At 71.2% G+C, this 17,762-nt stretch carries 14 protein-coding genes and 2 pseudogenes; 11 read left to right on the top strand and 5 right to left on the bottom strand.

What is annotated here, in order from left to right:
- Positions 1-13 precede the first annotated feature (13 nt).
- Positions 14-3,019 (bottom strand): bifunctional [glutamine synthetase] adenylyltransferase/[glutamine synthetase]-adenylyl-L-tyrosine phosphorylase, encoded by a 3,006-nt coding sequence (locus AQJ64_RS06965; protein ID WP_055634016.1) that lies wholly within the window; start codon positions 3,017-3,019, stop codon positions 14-16.
- 289 nt (positions 3,020-3,308) lie between these two features.
- Here AQJ64_RS06965 and AQJ64_RS06970 point away from each other — a divergent pair, with 289 nt between their 5' ends.
- Positions 3,309-3,755 carry a VOC family protein gene (locus tag AQJ64_RS06970; protein ID WP_055634017.1) on the top strand — a complete coding sequence of 149 codons (447 nt, stop codon included), beginning with the start codon at positions 3,309-3,311 and terminating at the stop codon, positions 3,753-3,755.
- Between the two features lie 15 nt (positions 3,756-3,770).
- Here AQJ64_RS06970 and AQJ64_RS06975 read toward each other — a convergent pair whose 3' ends face one another.
- Positions 3,771-4,823, bottom strand: a complete 1,053-nt coding sequence (locus tag AQJ64_RS06975) for a S8 family peptidase (protein ID WP_240512613.1) — start codon at positions 4,821-4,823, stop codon at positions 3,771-3,773.
- 124 nt (positions 4,824-4,947) lie between these two features.
- Entirely contained in the window at positions 4,948-6,309 is a 1,362-nt protein-coding gene (glnA, locus tag AQJ64_RS06980) for a type I glutamate--ammonia ligase (RefSeq protein ID WP_055634019.1), read from the bottom strand.
- Between the two features lie 323 nt (positions 6,310-6,632).
- Between glnA and AQJ64_RS06985 the strand changes: the two genes are divergently transcribed.
- Positions 6,633-7,820 carry a globin domain-containing protein gene (locus AQJ64_RS06985; RefSeq protein WP_055634020.1) on the top strand — a complete coding sequence of 396 codons (1,188 nt, stop codon included), beginning with the start codon at positions 6,633-6,635 and terminating at the stop codon, positions 7,818-7,820.
- A gap of 39 nt (positions 7,821-7,859) precedes the next feature.
- Here the strand turns inward: AQJ64_RS06985 and AQJ64_RS06990 are convergent.
- Positions 7,860-8,075, bottom strand: a pseudogene (locus AQJ64_RS06990) (helix-turn-helix domain-containing protein); the annotation flags it as partial.
- 118 nt (positions 8,076-8,193) lie between these two features.
- The gene (locus tag AQJ64_RS06995) at positions 8,194-8,664 is read right to left on the bottom strand and encodes an RrF2 family transcriptional regulator (RefSeq protein ID WP_055634022.1); all 471 of its coding nucleotides are present in this window, start codon (positions 8,662-8,664) and stop codon (positions 8,194-8,196) included.
- Between the two features lie 161 nt (positions 8,665-8,825).
- Here AQJ64_RS06995 and AQJ64_RS07000 point away from each other — a divergent pair, with 161 nt between their 5' ends.
- The 9 genes and pseudogenes from AQJ64_RS07000 (at position 8,826) to AQJ64_RS07040 (ending at position 17,752) form a co-directional block, all read left to right on the top strand.
- Positions 8,826-9,497 (top strand): thioredoxin-like domain-containing protein, encoded by a 672-nt coding sequence (locus tag AQJ64_RS07000; protein WP_055634023.1) that lies wholly within the window; start codon positions 8,826-8,828, stop codon positions 9,495-9,497.
- Complete coding sequence (locus tag AQJ64_RS07005) at positions 9,494-10,117, top strand: DUF305 domain-containing protein (protein WP_055634024.1); 624 nt, start codon at positions 9,494-9,496, stop codon at positions 10,115-10,117. The genes AQJ64_RS07000 and AQJ64_RS07005 overlap by 4 nt, the downstream gene beginning before the upstream one ends.
- 172 nt (positions 10,118-10,289) lie before the next feature.
- Positions 10,290-12,227, top strand: a complete 1,938-nt coding sequence (locus AQJ64_RS07010; protein ID WP_055634025.1) for a S53 family peptidase — start codon at positions 10,290-10,292, stop codon at positions 12,225-12,227.
- Between the two features lie 538 nt (positions 12,228-12,765).
- Positions 12,766-13,407, top strand: coding sequence for a hypothetical protein (locus AQJ64_RS07015; RefSeq protein WP_055634026.1), 642 nt, complete (start codon positions 12,766-12,768; stop codon positions 13,405-13,407).
- A 197-nt stretch (positions 13,408-13,604) separates the two neighbouring features.
- Positions 13,605-13,706: pseudogene (locus AQJ64_RS52220) on the top strand (ATP-binding cassette domain-containing protein); the annotation flags it as partial.
- A 77-nt stretch (positions 13,707-13,783) separates the two neighbouring features.
- Positions 13,784-14,398, top strand: a complete 615-nt coding sequence (locus AQJ64_RS07025) for a hypothetical protein (protein WP_055634028.1) — start codon at positions 13,784-13,786, stop codon at positions 14,396-14,398.
- 115 nt (positions 14,399-14,513) lie between these two features.
- Positions 14,514-15,008: a hypothetical protein gene (locus tag AQJ64_RS07030; protein WP_055634029.1), complete on the top strand. Its 495-nt coding sequence runs from the start codon at positions 14,514-14,516 to the stop codon at positions 15,006-15,008.
- Positions 15,009-15,116: 108 nt separating this feature from the next.
- Positions 15,117-17,156: an NAD(+) synthase gene (locus AQJ64_RS07035; RefSeq protein ID WP_206189694.1), complete on the top strand. Its 2,040-nt coding sequence runs from the start codon at positions 15,117-15,119 to the stop codon at positions 17,154-17,156.
- A 56-nt stretch (positions 17,157-17,212) separates the two neighbouring features.
- Positions 17,213-17,752: an AAA family ATPase gene (locus AQJ64_RS07040; protein WP_055634031.1), complete on the top strand. Its 540-nt coding sequence runs from the start codon at positions 17,213-17,215 to the stop codon at positions 17,750-17,752.
- Positions 17,753-17,762 lie beyond the last annotated feature (10 nt).

Genomic DNA, 17,762 nt, shown 5'->3' on the forward strand with positions numbered 1-17,762 from the left:
GCCCCGTCCGCCGTCACGCCCCGTAGAACAGCTGTTCCACCACTGCCCGGGCCCGCCGGGCGGTGCGGCGATAGCCGTCCAGCAGCTCCCCCACGCGCCCCGGGCCGTACCCCAGGTAGCGCCCCACAGCGGTGAGTTCACGGCTCTCCGAGGGGAACGTGTCACCGGCCCGGCCCCGGACCAGCATCACGGCGTTGCGCACCCGGGTGGCGAGCACCCACGCCTCGTCGAGGGTCTCCGCGTCCTCCGCCGGGATGAGCCCGGCCGCGCACGCGGCCCCGAGCGCCTCCCGGGTCCGTGTGGTCCGCAGCCCCGGCTCCGCCCATCCGTGCCGCATCTGGAGCAGCTGCACGGTCCACTCCACGTCGGACAGCCCGCCCGGCCCGAGCTTGGTGTGCAGCTTGGGGTCGGCGCCGCGCGGCAGCCGCTCCGACTCCATCCGGGCCTTCAGCCGCCGGATCTCCCGTACGGCGTCCTCCCCGAGCCCCTGCGCCGGGTAGCGCAACGGATCGACCAGCTCGATGAACCGCCGCCCCAGCTCCTCGTCGCCCGCGACGGGTTCGGCCCGCAGCAGCGCCTGGGACTCCCACACCAGCGACCAGCGCCGGTAGTAGGCCTCGTACGACTTCAGCGTCCGCACCAGCGGCCCGGACTTCCCCTCGGGCCGCAGATCGGCGTCGATCAGCAGCGGGGGATCGGCGCTCGGGACCTGGAGCAGCCGGCGCATCTCGGCGACCACCCGGTTCGCGGCCTCGGAGGCCTCCCTCTCGTCGGTGCCCTCCCTGGGCTCGTGCACGAACAGCACGTCGGCGTCGGAGCCGTAGCCCAGTTCGTGCCCGCCGAAGCGTCCCATGCCGATCACCGCGAACCGGGTGGGCAGGGTGTCCCCCCAGCCCTCGCGCACCACGGCCCGCAGTGTCCCCGCGAGCGTGGCCGCCGTCAGATCGGACACGGCGGCGCCGACCCGGTCCACCAGCGCCCCCTGGTCGGGCTCGGCGGGCCGGGTCTCGGTGCCGTAGGAACTGACGATGTCCCCGGCCGCCGTACGGAACAGTTCGCGTCGGCGCACTCCGCGGGCCGCGGTGACCGCCTGCTCGGCGTTCTCCGCGCGCCCCACCGTGGCCAGGATCTCCTGCTCCAACGGGGCCCGCCCGCGCGGCTGGAGCCCGCCCCCGTCGCCGTCGCCGTCACCGAGCAGGGCGACCGCCTCCGGGGCCCGCAGCAGCAGATCCGGGGCGAGGCGTCCGGCCGACAGCACCCGGGCGAGGTTCTCGGCGGCGGCCCCCTCGTCCCTCAACAGCCGCAGATACCAAGGGGTCTTGCCCAACGCGTCCGACACCTTGCGGAAGTTGAGCAGCCCGGCGTCCGGGTCGGCGGAGTCGGCGAACCAGGCGAGCAGCACGGGCAGCAGGGTGCGCTGGATGGCGGCCTTGCGGCTGACGCCGGAGGCGAGCGCCTCCAGATGCCTGAGCGCGGCGGCGGGATCCGCGTACCCGAGGGCGACCAGCCGCTCGCGTGCCGCCTCCAGGCTCAACCGGGCCTCTCCGGTGGCGAGTTGGGCGACGGCGTCGAGCAGCGGCCGGTAGAAGATCTTCTCGTGGAGGCGCCGGACGACGGCCGCGTGCCGCTTCCACTCCCGGTTCAGCTCCACCACCGGATCGGTCCGCAGGCCGAGCGAGCGTCCGAGGCGCCGCTGATCGTCCTCGTCCTCGGGAACGAGATGGGTCCGCCGCAGCCGGTACAGCTGGATGCGGTGCTCCATGGACCGCAGGAACCGGTAGGCGTCGTCGAGCTGCACGGCGTCGGCGCGCCCCACGTACCCGCCCGCGGCCAGCGCCTGAAGGGCGTCCAGGGTGGTCCCGCTGCGCAGTGAGGCGTCGGACCGCCCGTGCACCAGCTGGAGCAGCTGTACGGCGAACTCGACGTCCCGCAGCCCGCCGGGCCCGAGCTTCAGCTCGCGCTCGACCTCGGCGGCCGGGATGTTCTCGACCACCCGCCGCCGCATCTTCTGCACGTCGACGACGAAGTTCTCCCGCTCGGCGGCCTTCCACACCAGCGGCTCGACGGCGGCGACGTACTCGGTGCCCAGGTCCAGGTCGCCCGCCACCGGCCGGGCCTTGAGCAGCGCCTGGAACTCCCAGGTCTTGGCCCACCGCTGGTAGTAGGCGAGATGGCTGCTGAGCGTCCGCACCAGCGGCCCGTTGCGCCCCTCGGGCCGCAGATTGGCGTCGACCGGCCAGATCGACCCTTCCACGGTGGTCTCGGAGCAGATCCGCATCATGTGCGAGGCCAGCTTGGTGGCGGCCCGCAGGGCCTTGCCCTCGTCGGCCCCTTCGACGGCCTCCCCCACGAAGATCACGTCGACGTCGGAGACGTAGTTCAGCTCGTGCCCGCCGCACTTCCCCATGGCGATGACGGCGAGCCGGCACAGCGCGGCGTCCTGCGGAGCGGCCGCCCCCGCGATCCGCAGCGCCGCGCGCAGGGTGGCGGTGGCGAGGTCGGCGAGTTCGGCGGCGGTCTCGGCGACATCGGTCGTCCCGCAGACGTCCCGGGCGGCGATCGACAGCAGACAGCGCCGGTAGGCGACCCGCAGCGACACGGGATCGTCCGCCTCCGCGAGGCCCCGCTCGAACTCCTCCACCCCGGGGTGCAGGTCCTGGGGCTCATAGGTGAGCAGCGCCTCCCAGTCCCGCGGGTGCCGGGCCAGATGTTCGGCGAGGGCGGCGGACGCCCCCAGCACCCCCAGCAGCCGGTCCCGCAGCGGCTTGGCCGCTATCAGCGTGTCGAGCAGTCCGCGCCGGGCCGTGTGATCGGCCTGCGCCTCCAGCAGCCCGACGAGACCGCGCAGCGCGAGATCCGGGTCGGCGACCGCGCCCAGCGCCTCCAGCAGGATGGGATCACTGCGCACCGGAGACAGCTCGGGCCCGTCCAGCAGCCGTTCGGCGGCGGAGGGATCGGTGAACCCGTGCCGCAGCAGCCGAGTGAAGGTGCTGCTCCTGCGCCCCGGCGCCGCCGTCATCCCCGGCCTCCTCAACTCCGCTGACTGCGCTGACTGCGCTGACTGCGCTGACTGCGATCAAGGTCGTACGCACTTGAGCGTAACCGGAGAGGTGCGGGGAAGCGTCGGCGTGCGGGGCGGTGAGTTCCGGATCTCGACGGTACGGCCGGACGGGCGCCCCGGCCCGCGCCGGTGGTCAGCGTGGCGTCCCGGTCTTCGCGGTGGCGCCGCGGACGGTTTTCGGCTTCGGTGAGGGGGAGCCGTTCAGCCAGACGCGGTGGCGGTTCGACCGAGGCTCCGGAGGACCAGGATGCAGTACACGCTCGAAGTGATCCCGCTGCCCGTGAGCGACATCGACCGGGCCCGCGACTTCTACCGCGACAAGGTCGGTTTCCATGTGGACATCGACCAGGAGGTCATGCCCGGCATGCGGATCGTCCAGCTGACGCCACCGGGCTCGGGCTGCTCGATCGCGCTCGGCGACAGCATCTGGGAGGCGGTGCGGGGCCCCCGCCCCGCACCCGGCTCCTACCAGGGCCTCCAGCTGTGCGTGGCCGATGTCGACGCCGCCCGCGCGGAACTGCTGGAGCGGGGCCTCGAGGTCTCCGAGCCGGTCCGCTACACCCCCGACGACGGCGCCACCTTCCTGTACTTCACCGACCCGGACGGCAACGGCTGGGCGATCCAGGAGTACCGCCGCCGTGCCACGGAACCCCTGCACCAGGTCCTGGCGGAGCTGGCCCGGCAGACCCCGTGACCCGCGCTCCGCGGATCAGATGCCACCGGTGTTGAGCAGCCGGTTGGGGGTGTCGGAGCGGACGCCGCGGACGACACCGCGGGTGGCCGTGCGGTCGAGCCAGCGGTGGACCTGGTCGGCCGTGGCGTGGGGGTGGGCCGACAGGTACAGCGCGATCACGCCGGTCGCGTGCGGTGCGGCCCAGGACGTCGCGCCGCCGGTCTCCGTGTACGTACCGCCGCCGGCGAGGGCGGAGGTCACCTTCTGTCCGGGGGCGTACAGGTCCACGCACCGTCCGTAGCCCGATCCGTAGGAGCCGCTGTCGTTCCACGCGCGGTCGGTGGAGGTGGAGGCCGCCACGACGATCGTGCCGGGGACGCCGGCCGGGGAGTGCTTGCAGGCGTCGTCGTGGAAGTTGCCGGCCGACACCACCGTCGGGATCCCCGCGTCGACCATCTTCTTCACCGCGGACTCCAGGGCCGCCGACCGGTGGTCGAGGTTGAGCGACATGTTCACGACCGCAGGCTTCTGCGCGTGCGCGGTGACCCACTTGACCGACTTCACCAGGGCCGCCTCGGCCGCCGCCGCCGAGCCGCCGCCACCGCTCTCGCACAGGACGCCCTGGACGCGGACCAGCTCCGCCTTGGGCGCCACCCCGTACTTCGCGCCGCCGATGATGCCCGCGACGAAGGTGCCGTGCCCGGTCCCCGCCTCGCTGAAGCAGTCTCCGGAGTCCTTCGGGCCCACGAAGTCGGCGCCGAGGTGGGCCCGTCCGCCGAACTCCTTGTGGCCGATGTCCATCCCGGTGTCGATCACATAGACGTGCACGCCCTTGCCGGTGGCGGTGGTGGTGAGCTTCCCGTTCAGCGGCCGCGACCGCTGGTCCAGGATGTCCAGGTTCCACGGCACGTTCCGGGTGAGGCGCGCCGCCGCGGCCGGTGCGGCCAGCTTCGCCAGGCCGGCGTCGGACGCCGCCGCCGAGCCGGACGGCGCCCCGCCCCCGGAGGCCGCCGCGCCCGCTTCCCCACCGCAGGCCGAGGCCCCGAGCACCGTCGCCATGGCCACCGCGATGAGCCCGGCCTTCGTCATGTTCCGCGTCACAACGTCCCCCACTTGCCCGTTTCGTACACAGTCAGCGCACAAGACGAGCACGGGGGGCCGGCGGTTCCGGCGGGATGCGCGGGTGGGGCGCAAGACCCGCCCCGACCGGCCCTTACAGCACCGGCAGGTTCTTCCGCAGCTCGAACGCCGTGACCTCCGAGCGGTACTCGTACCACTCCTGCTTCTTGTTGCGCAGGAAGAAGTCGAAGACGTGCTCGCCGAGGGTCTCGGCGACGAGGTCGCTGCGTTCCATCAGGGCGAGGGCCTCGCCGAGGTTCTGCGGGAGGGGCTCGATGCCCATCGCGCGGCGCTCGGCGTCGGAGAGCGCCCAGACGTCGTCCTCGGCGCCCGGCGGGAGCTCGTAGCCCTCCTCGACGCCCTTGAGGCCGGCGGCGAGGAGCATGGCGTACGCCAGGTAGGGGTTGGCGCCGGAGTCGAGGGAGCGGACCTCGATGCGGGCGGAGCCGGTCTTGCCGGGCTTGTACATCGGGACGCGGACCAGGGCCGAGCGGTTGTTGTGGCCCCAGCAGATGTACGAGGGGGCCTCGCCGCCCGCGCCCGCCGTGCGCTCGGAGCCGCCCCAGATGCGCTTGTAGGAGTTGACCCACTGGTTGGTGACGGCGGCGATCTCGGCGGCGTGCTTCAGCAGGCCGGCGATGAAGGAGCGGCCGACCTTGGAGAGCTGGTACTCGGAACCGGACTCGTAGAACGCGTTGCGGTCGCCCTCGAAGAGCGAGAGGTGGGTGTGCATGCCGCTGCCGGGGTGCTCGGAGAACGGCTTCGGCATGAAGGTCGCCTGGACGCCCTGCTCCAGCGCCACCTGCTTCATGACCAGGCGGAACGTCATGATGTTGTCGGCGGTGGAGAGCGCGTCGGCGTAGCGCAGGTCGATCTCCTGCTGGCCGGGGGCGCCCTCGTGGTGGGAGAACTCGACCGAGATGCCCATCGACTCCAGCATGGTGATGGCCTGGCGGCGGAAGTCCATGCCGATGTTCTGCGGGGTGTGGTCGAAGTAGCCGGAGTTGTCGGCGGGCGTCGGGCGGGAGCCGTCCAGCGGGCGGTCCTTCAGCAGGAAGAACTCGATCTCCGGGTGGGTGTAGAAGGTGAAGCCCAGGTCGGAGGCGCGGGCGAGGGCGCGCTTGAGGACGTAGCGCGGGTCGGCGAAGGACGGGGAGCCGTCCGGCATGAGGATGTCGCAGAACATGCGGGCGGTGCCGGGGGCCTCGGCGCGCCAGGGCAGGATCTGGAAGGTGGACGGGTCCGGCTTGGCGATCATGTCGGACTCGTAGACCCGGGCGAAGCCCTCGATCGCGGAGCCGTCGAAGCCGATCCCCTCGTCGAACGCCTGCTCGAGCTCGGCCGGGGCCACGGCGACGGACTTCAGGAAGCCCAGCACGTCCGTGAACCACAGGCGTACGAACCGGATGTCTCGCTCCTCGAGCGTCCGGAGCACGAACTCCTGCTGCTTGTCCATCTTCCGCTTCCCCATCCTTGCTGTTCAGGCCGCCTGTCTCCCCGTCCCACGGGAGGCGGTCGGGCACCTGCGCATCACACCACAACAGCATTTCATGCGCGTTGCGGACCTTGATCGCACCGGCGTCCTCGGCCTGAACGGCTCCCGTACGCCGGATGTACTGCTCTCCCGCCCATCTTGCCTGTTCGCACCCGTATCCGTAATGGCCGGATCGGCTCCCGGGTGACGTGACGGAGACCACGGGCTCTAAATTTGAGTCTCAGATGCAACTTTTAATAGCGTCGAGGTACCGAGCCGTCCGGTCGAGCCCCAAGGAGCCCCCGATGCTGTCCGAGCCGTCCGCAGCCACCGTCCGCGCCACCCTCCCCGCCGTCGGCGCGGCCATCGGCGAGATCACCGAGCGTTTCTACGCCCGTCTCTTCGCCGCCCACCCCGACCTGCTGCGGAACCTCTTCAACCGCGGCAACCAGGCCGCCGGAACCCAGCGACAGGCCCTCGCCGGCTCCATCGCCGCGTTCGCCACGCATCTGCTGGACCACCCCGGCAGCCGCCCCGACGCGATGCTGAGCCGGATCGCCCACAAGCACGCCTCGCTGGGCGTGCAGCCGGAGCAGTACGCGGTGGTCCACGAGCACCTCTTCGCCGCGATCGTCGAGGTGCTCGGCGAGGCCGTCACGCCCGAGGTCGCGGCGGCCTGGGACGAGGTCTACTGGCTGATGGCGAACGCGCTCGTCGCCGTCGAGAAGCGGCTGTACGAGGAGAGCGGGGAGGCGGGGCTGCGGCCCTGGGAGGTCGTCGAGCGGATCATGGAGAGCGACGACGTGGTGACCTTCCGGGTGCGCCCGGCCGACGGCGGCGAGGTGCGCGCCTTCCGCGCCGGGCAGTACGTCTCCGTGGGCGTCACGCTCCCCGACGGCGCCCGGCAGATACGCCAGTACAGCCTCTCGGGGGCGCCGGACGACGCGGTCCGCCAGTTCAGCGTCAAGCGGGTGCACGGCGACGGTACGACGCCCGACGGCGAGGTCTCGCACCACCTGCACGCGCGCGTGCGCGAGGGGGACGTACTCGAACTGTCGGAGCCGTACGGCGACCTGGTCCTCGACGGGGCCGACGGCACGCCCCTGCTGCTGGCCTCGGCCGGCATCGGCGTGACCCCGATGGTCGCGATGCTGGCGGACCTGGCGCAGCGCGGCCACCGCGCCCCGGTCACCGTCGTCCACGCCGACCGCTCCCCCGCGGCCCACGCCCTGCGCGCCGACCACGAGGCGTACGCGGCGAAGCTCCCGGAGGCCTCCGTGCACCTCTGGTACGAGCGCGAGGCCCCGGCGGGGACCGCCGAGGGCCTGGTCGACCTCACGGACGTCACCGTCCCGGCGGGCACGCGCGCGTACCTGTGCGGGCCGCTCCCCTTCATGCGGGCGGTGCGCGCCCAGCTGATCGGGAAGGGCGTCGCCCCCGCCGACATCCACTACGAGGTCTTCGGCCCCGACCTGTGGCTGGCGGCCGCCTGACCGGCGTCCCACCCCAGGGGAGGCTTAGGTGTACTGACCCGTGAGGTTGGGGACGCGGCTGGCGGGTGGTTGGGACGAGCGGTCGCTCATGCCTGCCGCGCCGAGCCTGCGGTAGCGGTCCGCCCAGCGCTGGGCCGTGGTCGGCGAGACCTGGAAGCGTTCGGCGGCCCGGCGCAGGGGCCAGCCGTCCTCGACGACGCAGCGGGCCAGACGCAGACGGCCGGTCCCGGCCAGGGGTGCATTACGGTGGGGCACGAGGGCCTTTCTGTCGGTGTAGACGTCGCAATCCGCACCGAACCGGAAGGCCCTCACCTGTCAAGATCCCTCAGCCGAGACCTGGCTCACCCGTCCGCAACCTCCCGAGACAGAACACCTAGGGACTCCTGGGGCTCCCCTGCGGGCTGTCCGGGCCGGCCGATCCCGGGATCCCCAGCAGCAGCGGGCCCGTCGGGTCCGCCACGATGTCGGACACCGTGAGCGGGTCGAGGGAGGCGTAGAAGGCCTCCTGGGCCCGGCGCAGGGCGCCGCGGAGGCGGCAGCCCGAGTTCAGGGGGCAGGGGGTCGAGCCCTCGCAGTCGACGACGTCGCCGTCCCCCTCGAAGGTGCGGACGACCCCGCCCACGGACGCCGTACGGCCCTTCTCGGTCAGGGCGAGGCCGCCGCCCCGGCCCCGGCGGGCCTCCAGCAGCCCCAGGTGCTGGAGTTCGGCCACGACCTTGGCCGCGTGGGTGTAGGGGACCGCCATCGCCGCCGCCACCTCGCGGGTCGTCGGGGTGTTCTCGCCCGCGACCGCGAGGCGCATCAGCACCCGCAGGGCCAGGTCGGTGGATCGCAGCAGCCGCATGGAAGAAGCGTAGATAATACGCATCTCGGCTTCAAATTATGGAGCGGCCGGGCGGGTGTCTACGCCTTCCCGCGTCCGCCCCCTTACGATCAGTGGACTCGCTGGACACCACCCGCAACACCCCTACCGTCCCGCCCCTTTCCCCCAGAAGGACAGGCCTCATGGGTTCCGCCGACCAGACCGGCAGCACCGCGCGCAAGGCGCGCATAGAAGAGATGCGGCGGGCCCAGCAGGCCCGTGAGCGGCGCAACCGGATCCTCGTGATCACCGGCAGCGTGGTCGCGGTCGCCGCGCTCGTCGTCGGCGGGGTGTTCGTCGTGAGGTCGCAGTCCGACGACGACTCCTCCTCCACCACCGCCTCCGACTCCAAGGCCTCGGGGCACTGGGTCACCGGCTCGGACGGTGTGAAGACCTGGAAGGGCACGCTGGGGCGCACCCATGTCGCCAAGACCGTGACGTACCCGATGGAGCCCCCGGTCGGCGGCGACCACGACCCGGTCTGGCTGAACTGCAACGGCAACGTCTACACCGAGGCCGTCAACAACATGAACGCCGTGCACGCGCTGGAGCACGGCGCGGTCTGGGTGACGTACACCAGCAAGGCGGAGAAGGCCGACGTCGACGCGCTCGCGGCGAAGGTGAAGAAGACGCCGTACACGTTCATGAGCCCGGACGACAAGCAGGCCGACCCGATCATGCTCAGCGCCTGGGGCAAGCAGCGCACGGTGACCGGCGCGGACGACCCGGCCGTCGACAAGTTCTTCGAGGAGTTCGTCCAGGGCGAGCAGACGCCCGAGCCGGGCGCCTCCTGCACGGGCGGGACGATGAAGTGAGGAAGTCCGCGGGCTGGATCGCCTCGGCCGCGGCGGCGGTGCTCGTCGCGGCCGGCGCCATCACCTACGCCGTGGCCGCGGACGACGGGGGGACCGGCGGCACGGTCCCCGCCGCCGACTCCGCCGACGCCGGGTTCGCCCGGGACATGGCCGTCCATCACCAGCAGGCCGTCGAGATGGCGTACATCGTGCGCGACCGGACGACGGACGAGGAGGTGCGGCGGCTCGCCTACGACATCGCCCAGACGCAGGCCAACCAGCGCGGGATGCTGCTCGGCTGGCTCGATCTGTGGGGGCTGCCGAAGGTGTCGTCCGACGCGCCCATGTCCTGGATGGGGATGGGCGGCATGGCCGACGGCGAGGACGGCGCGCTCATGCCCGGCATGGCGACGGACACCGAGCTGGAGAAGCTGGGCACGCTGAAGGGCAAGCAGGCCGAGGTGTTCTTCCTCCAGCTGATGACCGATCACCACAAGGGCGGCATCCACATGGCCGAGGGGTGTGTCGCCAAGTGCACCGTCGGGGTGGAGAAGCGGCTCGCGCAGGGCATGGTCGATGCGCAGCAGTCCGAAATCGCGCTGATGGCGGACATGTTGAGGGCGCGCGGGGCGAAAGCGTAGGTCCCCCATAGGGTTTTCCCTCGACTTCGCGGACTTGTCCGTCAAATCACCCCAGCAAGCGGTCACTTGGGCGCTTCTTGGTGTTCGCATTCCCCTTGCATGAAGGGTTCGTCGCAAGAGTGGCCGTCACGTCGAGTGATCCACTCGCGTCGAACCACCTACAGGGGGTCCTATGAGATCCAACCGTGCCGCGCTGCGCGCCGGGGTGAGCATGGCGGCGACGCTGCCCATGATCGCCGGCGCTCTCGCGCTCGGCATACCCGCGGCCCACGCCGCGGACGGTCCGGCCCGTGACACGCTGGCCGGGACCAAGCCCGCGTGGGCGACGGCCAAGGCGGACAAGGGCTCTACCTCGAACAGCGCCCAGCTCAACGCCCGCGTCTACCTCGCGGGCCGGGACGCCGACGGCCTCGCCGCCTACGCGAAGGCGGTGTCCGACCCGCGCTCCCCCGCCTACGGCAAGTACCTCTCCGCCAAGCAGGCCGCGGCCCGCTTCGGGGCGACCACCGCCCAGGTGGCCGCGGTCAAGGCCTGGCTGACGGCGGCCGGTCTGAAGGTCACCGGCACCACGGAGCACTACGTCTCCGTCAGCGGTGACGTGGCCGCCGCCGAGAAGGCGTTCGGCACCCAGCTGCACAACTACACCAAGGGCTCGAAGACCTACCGCGCGCCCTCGAAGTCGGCCTCCGCGCCCGCGGGCCTCGACGGTGCCGTGCTGACCGTCACCGGCCTGGACAACGCGCCGCACAAGGCGAGCAGCAAGGACCAGCTCCCGCCGCCGGACGCGGTGTTCAAGAACTCCGGGCCGTTCTCCTCGTACTACGGCTCGAACGTCGCGAGCACCCTCCCGGACGCGTACGGCACGAAGATCCCGTACGCCGTCGAGGGCTACACCGGCAAGCAGCTGCGCTCCGCCTACGGCGCGGGCGGCTACACCGGCAAGGGCGTGCGCATCGCCATCACCGACGCGTACGCCTCGCCGACGATCGCCTTCGACGCGGCCACCTACGCGAAGAAGCACGGCGACGCCGCCTGGAAGACGGGCCAGCTGACGCAGGTCCTGCCGAAGAACTACACGAAGACCGAGGAGTGCTCGGCGGCCGGCTGGTACGGCGAGGAGACCCTGGACGTCGAGGCCGTGCACGCGGTCGCGCCGGCCGCGAACGTCACGTACGTGGGCGCCGCGTCCTGCTACGACGACGACCTGCTCGACTCGCTCAGCAAGATCGTCGACAACCACCTGGCCGACATCGTCTCCAACTCCTGGGGCGACATCGAGGCCAACCAGACGCCGGACCTGGCGGCCGCCTACGACCAGGTCTTCCAGTTCGGCGCGGTCGAGGGCATCGGCTTCTACTTCTCCTCCGGCGACAACGGCGACGAGGTCGCCAACACCGGCACGAAGCAGGTCGACACCCCCGCCAACTCGGCCTGGGTGACGGCGGTCGGCGGTACCTCGCTGGCGGTCGGCAAGGGCGACAAGTACCTGTGGGAGACCGGCTGGGGCACCGAGAAGGCCCTGCTCTCCGACGACGGCAAGAGCTGGACGAACTTCCCCGGCGCGTTCACCTCGGGCGCGGGCGGCGGCACCAGCAAGAACGTCGCCGAGCCGTACTACCAGAAGGGCGTCGTCCCGAACGCGCTGGCCACCGCCAACAACGCGGCCGGCAACCGGGTCGTCCCCGACATCTCGGCGATCGCCGACCCCAACACCGGCTTCAAGGTCGGCCAGACGCAGACCTTCCCGGACGGGTCCGCGCAGTACAGCGAGTACCGCATCGGCGGCACCTCGCTCGCCGCGCCGGTCATCGCGGCCGTCCAGGCCCTCGCCCAGGAGGCGCGCGGCGGCAAGGCGATCGGCTTCGCCAACCCGTCGATCTACTCCAAGTACGGCTCACGGGTCTACCACGACGTCACCGACGACCCGACGGGCTCCGGCCTCGCGGTCGCCCGCGTCGACTTCGCCAACGGCTACGACGCCGCCGACGGCCTGCTGACCTCCGTCCGCAGCCTCGGCAAGGACAGCTCGCTGACCGCGGTGAAGGGTTACGACGACGTCACCGGCGTGGGCACGCCGTCGAGCGGTTACGTCGAGTCGTACCGCCGCTGAAAACGCTCCACGCATCCTGTGCCCGCCTCCCCCGGGAGGCGGGCACAACGCTTTTCCATCCCGTCAGGAAAACAACGGGGCACCACATAGACCGCACACCGGGCCGGTCGTCTCCGTGCTTCCGCAGTGCGCACAACGCGCGGCATCGCTTTCCGCACCCGGCGAATTGCCGGATTGCCGATACGTCGAAGGCCCTTCAGGAACTCCCTCCCGTTTCTCGGAGCCCGCCCCGGAATGCACCACTCCGATTTTCCGTGCGAGGCGCGTAAGCTGCGCCCCCCAGGATCCCGGCCATTGACGCGACAAAGCCCACCCTCGTTTCCCCTCTCGACAGGCATCCCACGACAAGGGCATTCACCAGACGCCTTTTACGCTGCCACTTCCTGCTTTTACCCGACGCTTTGGCTCCAACCTCGGCTCTTCATCAAATTCCTGTGAGGTGCTTGTGGATTTGACATGCACAAGTAGAAGATCGACGAGAACGATCAACTCCCGAAGCAAAGGAACAGGTGTGAGGCGCGCTTCCGCATCACTCCGTGTGGCCGCTCTGGGGGCCACGACCATCGTCACGCTCGTGGCCGGCCCCACCGTCCTCGCCTTCGCAGACGATTCCGATCCCGTCGACGCCACGTTCGACGCCGACTTCACCGAGCAGGAAACCGACTCCCCGGCCATCAGCCATTCCATCTTCACCAACACTCCCGACCACACCACGGGCATCGTGCGCGACGCCGCGGCGGCGACCATGCCCGGGGGAAGCTGGCCCGATCACTCGGCCAGCGGCTACGGCAGCACCGTCCGATGGGGCGGTCACTTCCGCGGCGTGGTCGAGGACATGAACCGCGGCACCCGCATCGAAGCCCTGGTCCACCTCATGGAACCGGGTGGGGACCCCGACCGGGAACGCGGCGTGTACGGCCGGGCCGACTGGTACGGCAACACCCAGAGCTGCTACCCCACCTCGATGTCGAGCGCCAGCTGCTCGACGGCCTGGTACCACACGGACAACAGCGAGACGGGCCGCGAGAACGCCAACACCACCTGGCAGTACTGGTACCAGTGGGACGAGGTCCACCCCAGCTACAACAGCGGCCGGGGCGCCTTCAAGGGCTGCATCGACGTGAAGTGGCACAAGGACAAGTGCACGGCCACGATCATCCGCGGTTCGCACTACAACTGACCCGACGGTCGACGCTCCGTCGACCGAGCGGTTGATCCGAGGATGCTCGGGGCGACTGTCACCCGCCCCGAGCATCGCCTCCCCACTTTTCCAGCGGATCGGCGGCCATGCAACCAGACGTCACCGTCAGCGGAGTCCACTTCAGTTACCGCTCACGCCTCGTGCTCCAGGGCGTGGACGCGCAGTTCTCGCCCGGGATGAACTTCGTCGCCGGCGTCAACGGGGCCGGCAAGACCACTCTGTTCCGGCTCATGCTGGGCGAACTGCGCCCTGCCCAGGGCGAGGTACATGTTCCGGCGCACGGCACGGGCTACCTCCCGCAGTCCTTCGGGTTCCCTCCTCGCTTCACCGTCGCCGACTTCGTCGAGCATTTCGCGTGGTCCTGCCCGTCGTCATCCGCCGTGGGCTGCTGGCGGCCGGGCTGGCGCTCGCCGTGTGTGCCGCGGTACCCGCCTCGGCCTCCGGACGCGCCTACTGGAGACCGGTGGTCGCGGCCGATCACTGCGCGCGCCAGCACAACGGGCTGACGATCTGTGCCGGTGACGGCTTCCAGTCTCTGTACCTGCACGCGGCCAGGAGCCTGGCACCCGTGGTCCGGCGACTCCAGGAGCTGGGAATCGACCCGCCGACGACCTATGTCATCGCCGCGGGTGAATCCGTCAGGATCCCGGACCCTCGCGACGGCGTCATCTCCGTCGACGCGGTGAACGGCCGGACCCGTGTCCCGTCGGCAGCGCTCGTCATGGCCGCCACGGTGCAGACGGGATGCGCCCACCCCACCAACGGCCAGGTCGAGCGGCAGGCCGTGCTGTACGGCTGGTTCCTGATGGAGTTCGGCACGGACGCTCCGGGCCGCTATCCACCGCAGACGGTACGGCAGTTGAGGGCGCTCGACACCACGGCCCAGCGGACCTGGGTGCGCGAGGCGTATGCGCGGGCGTGGGCATGCGACCCGTCGGTTCCCGACTATCCCAAGGGGGTGACGCCGTGAGGGCCCCGGCCGGTTTCGCGGCGGCTCGCTGCCCGCTCCCGTCACTGGCAGGCACGGGGGCAGCGGTCCTCCTGGCCGCCGCGATCACCCCCTGCAGCGTGCCCACCCTTTCGCCATGGCCGCACGACAGCCCCTGGCTCCGTACGCGCCCGCCGTCGTCGCCCTCGCCGTCGGCCTTCTGCTCGACAACCCCATGCCGACGCTGGAAGCGGGGGTGCCACGACGGCGGCTGTACCGGGCGCGGGCGGGCTGGTACGCAACCGTCCTGGCGTTCGCCACCATGGCCACAGCGGTCACGCTCCCCCTCGCCGAACCCTCCTGGCACGGCACGATGCTGCGGAATGCGGTGCTGCTGGCCGCCGTCGCGGTGCTCGCCTCGGTCGCCGTGGGGGGACGCGCCGCATGGCTGGTGATCCTCGTCCTGACACTGCCGGACCTGCTGGCGGGCGGCACGGACGACGGCACACCGCGCGCGTGGGCACTCCTGGCTCAGCCCCCGGACAGCCCGACCGCCGTCGTCGTCACCATGACACTGGTGGTGCTCGCCCTCACGTGTTACACACGCTGGGACGCCCGCCCGGACCTCGGTCTCGCCGATGGCGGCACCTGAGGCCCGGGGCAGCACCCTGTACGAGGACGGGGTGGCCTGCTACGGGAGTGCCACCCCATCGCGTCGCTCTGACGATTACAGCGATCACCAGCGATTACACTGAGCCGCGTGCCTCCGTTGAACTTCTGGTCGATCTATCAGCACGGCTTCGCACGCGTCGCCGCATGTACGGGCCACACGGTCATCGCGGACCCGCCGGCCAACGCCGAGGCGGTGCTGCGCCACGCGCGCCGGTGCGCCGAGGAGGGTGTCGCGGTCGCCGTCTTCCCGGAGATGGGCCTGTGCGGCTACTCCATCGAGGACCTGCTGCTCCAGGACGCGCTGCTCGACGAGGTCGAGAAGGCCCTCCGGGACGTGGTGACCGGCTCGGCGGACCTGCTGCCGGTGCTGGTCGTCGGCGCCCCGCTGCGCCACCGCAACCGGATCTACAACTGCGCGGTGATCGTGCACCGCGGCCGGATCCTCGGGGTCGTGCCGAAGTCGTACCCGCCGAACTACCGGGAGTTCTACGAGCGCCGGCAGATCGCGGACGGCGCCGACGAGCGCGGCGGCTCGATCCGGGTCGGCGGCGCGAGCGTGCCGTTCGGCGTGGACCTGCTGTTCGCTGCGGACGACGTCCCCGGTCTCACGCTGTTCGCGGAGATCTGCGAGGACATGTGGGTGCCGGTGCCGCCGAGCGCGGAGGCGGCGCTGGCCGGTGCGACGCTCCTGGTGAACCTCTCCGGCAGCCCGATCACGGTCGGGCGGGCCGAGGACCGCAAGCTGCTGTGCCGCTCGGCGTCCGCGCGCTGCCTGGCCGCGTACGTCTACGCGGCGGCCGGCCTCGGCGAGTCGACGACCGACCTGTCCTGGGACGGCCAGGCCATGGTCTACGAGAACGGCGTGCTGCTCGCGGAGACCGAGCGCTTCCCGCTCGGCGACGAGTACGCGGTGGCCGACGTGGACCTCGACCTGCTGCGGCAGGAGCGGCAGCGGATGGGCACCTTCGACGACAACCGCCGTACGCACCGGGCACGGACCGCCGACTTCCGGACGGTCTCCTTCGTGCTCGACCCGCCGCTCACCGACCTGGGCCTGCGCCGCCGTCTGGAGCGCTTCCCGTTCGTGCCGGCCGACGCCGACCGGCTCGCCCTGGACTGCTTCGAGGCGTACAACATCCAGGTCGAGGGCCTCCAGCAGCGGCTGGCCTCGATCGGCGGCCCGAAGGTGGTCATCGGGGTGTCCGGCGGCCTGGACTCCACGCACGCGCTGATCGTCGCCGCCCGCGCGATGGACCGCGCGGGCCGTCCGCGCAGCGACATCCTGGCCTGGACCCTGCCCGGCTTCGCCACCAGCGACCACACCAAGGACAACGCCCACAAGCTGATGAACTCCCTCGGCGTCACCGCGGCCGAGCTGGACATCACGCCCACGGCGCGGCTGATGCTGCGGGAGATGGGCCACCCCTTCGGCTCCGGCGAGCCGGTGTACGACGTCACCTTCGAGAACGTCCAGGCGGGCCTGCGCACCGACTACCTCTTCCGGCTGGCCAACCAGCGCGGCGGCATCGTGCTCGGTACCGGCGACCTCTCCGAACTCGCCCTCGGCTGGTCCACGTACGGCGTGGGCGACCAGATGAGCCACTACAACGTCAACTCGGGTGTGCCGAAGACGCTGGTGCAGCATCTGATCCGCTGGGTCATCAGCAGCGGGCAGTTCGGCGACGAGACCGGCAGGACGCTCGCCGCGATCCTCGACACCGAGATCAGCCCGGAGCTGGTCCCGGGCGAGGAGATGCAGTCGACCGAGTCGAAGATCGGCCCCTACGCGCTGCACGACTTCACGCTCTTCCACGTCCTGCGGTACGGCTTCCGCCCCTCGAAGATCGCCTTCCTGGCCTGGCACGCCTGGCACGACCGGGAGTCCGGCGCCTGGCCGCCGGGCTTCCCCGAGGCCAAGCGGGTGGCGTACGACCTGCCCGAGATCCGGCAGTGGCTGGAGGTCTTCTGCCGCCGCTTCTTCGCCTTCGCCCAGTTCAAGCGCTCGGCGATGCCCAACGGGCCGAAGGTGTCGGCGGGGGGTTCGCTGTCGCCACGGGGTGACTGGCGGGCACCGTCGGACAGCTCGGCGCGGGCTTGGCTGCGGGATCTGGCGCGGTTCGACGAGTAGCCCTTCGCCCACCTATCGGATCGCGCGCGGCGGGTCCCTACTGACAGGCTGCCTTCATGGATCGCCCGGAAGTACTGCTCATCGGAGGACGGGCCGGCGTCGGCAAGACGACGGTGGGATGGGAGGTCTCGGCGCAACTGCGCGCCGCGGAGATCGCCCACGCGATCATCGAGGGTGACTTCATGGGGCAGGTGCATCCGGCTCCCGAGGGGGACCCGCACCGCGCGGAGATCACCGAGTGCAATCTGACCGCGGTGTGGGCCAACTTCGCCCGGCGTGGGTACCGACGCCTGATCTACACGAACACCGTGAGCGTGCTGCCGGAGGCGACGGGCATGTTCGAGCGCGCCATGGGAGCGGGCGTGAAGATCGTACGAGTCCTGCTCACCGCCTCCGACACCACCACTCGCGAGCGGCTCACGGGACGCGAACTCGGCTCGGAACTGGAGCACGAGTGGGAAGGCAGCGTCCGCAAGGCCCGGCTCCTCGAACAACGGTCCCCGGCAGGCACGGTGTGGGTGACGACCGACGGACGCCCCGTCGTGGACATCGCGCGGGAGGTGGTGACTTCGACGGGTTGGGCCGGGCATAGCTGACCCGTACCCT

This window comes from Streptomyces griseoruber (assembly GCF_001514205.1).
Classification (GTDB): domain Bacteria; phylum Actinomycetota; class Actinomycetes; order Streptomycetales; family Streptomycetaceae; genus Streptomyces; species Streptomyces griseoruber.

What these genes read in the sequence shown, in the direction of transcription:
- AQJ64_RS06965 (WP_055634016.1), bottom strand. Translation starts at nt 3,019, where the DNA reads ATGACGGCGGCGCCGGGGCGCAGGAGCAGCACCTTCACTCGGCTGCTG.
- AQJ64_RS06995 (WP_055634022.1), bottom strand. Translation starts at nt 8,664, where the DNA reads ATGCGGCTGCTGCGATCCACCGACCTGGCCCTGCGGGTGCTGATGCGC.
- glnA (WP_055634019.1), bottom strand. Translation starts at nt 6,309, where the DNA reads ATGGACAAGCAGCAGGAGTTCGTGCTCCGGACGCTCGAGGAGCGAGAC.
- AQJ64_RS07000 (WP_055634023.1), top strand. Translation starts at nt 8,826, where the DNA reads ATGGGTTCCGCCGACCAGACCGGCAGCACCGCGCGCAAGGCGCGCATA.
- AQJ64_RS07010 (WP_055634025.1), top strand. Translation starts at nt 10,290, where the DNA reads ATGAGATCCAACCGTGCCGCGCTGCGCGCCGGGGTGAGCATGGCGGCG.
- AQJ64_RS06985 (WP_055634020.1), top strand. Translation starts at nt 6,633, where the DNA reads ATGCTGTCCGAGCCGTCCGCAGCCACCGTCCGCGCCACCCTCCCCGCC.
- AQJ64_RS06970 (WP_055634017.1), top strand. Translation starts at nt 3,309, where the DNA reads ATGCAGTACACGCTCGAAGTGATCCCGCTGCCCGTGAGCGACATCGAC.
- AQJ64_RS07030 (WP_055634029.1), top strand. Translation starts at nt 14,514, where the DNA reads ATGGCCGCACGACAGCCCCTGGCTCCGTACGCGCCCGCCGTCGTCGCC.
- AQJ64_RS07040 (WP_055634031.1), top strand. Translation starts at nt 17,213, where the DNA reads ATGGATCGCCCGGAAGTACTGCTCATCGGAGGACGGGCCGGCGTCGGC.
- AQJ64_RS06975 (WP_240512613.1), bottom strand. Translation starts at nt 4,823, where the DNA reads ATGACGAAGGCCGGGCTCATCGCGGTGGCCATGGCGACGGTGCTCGGG.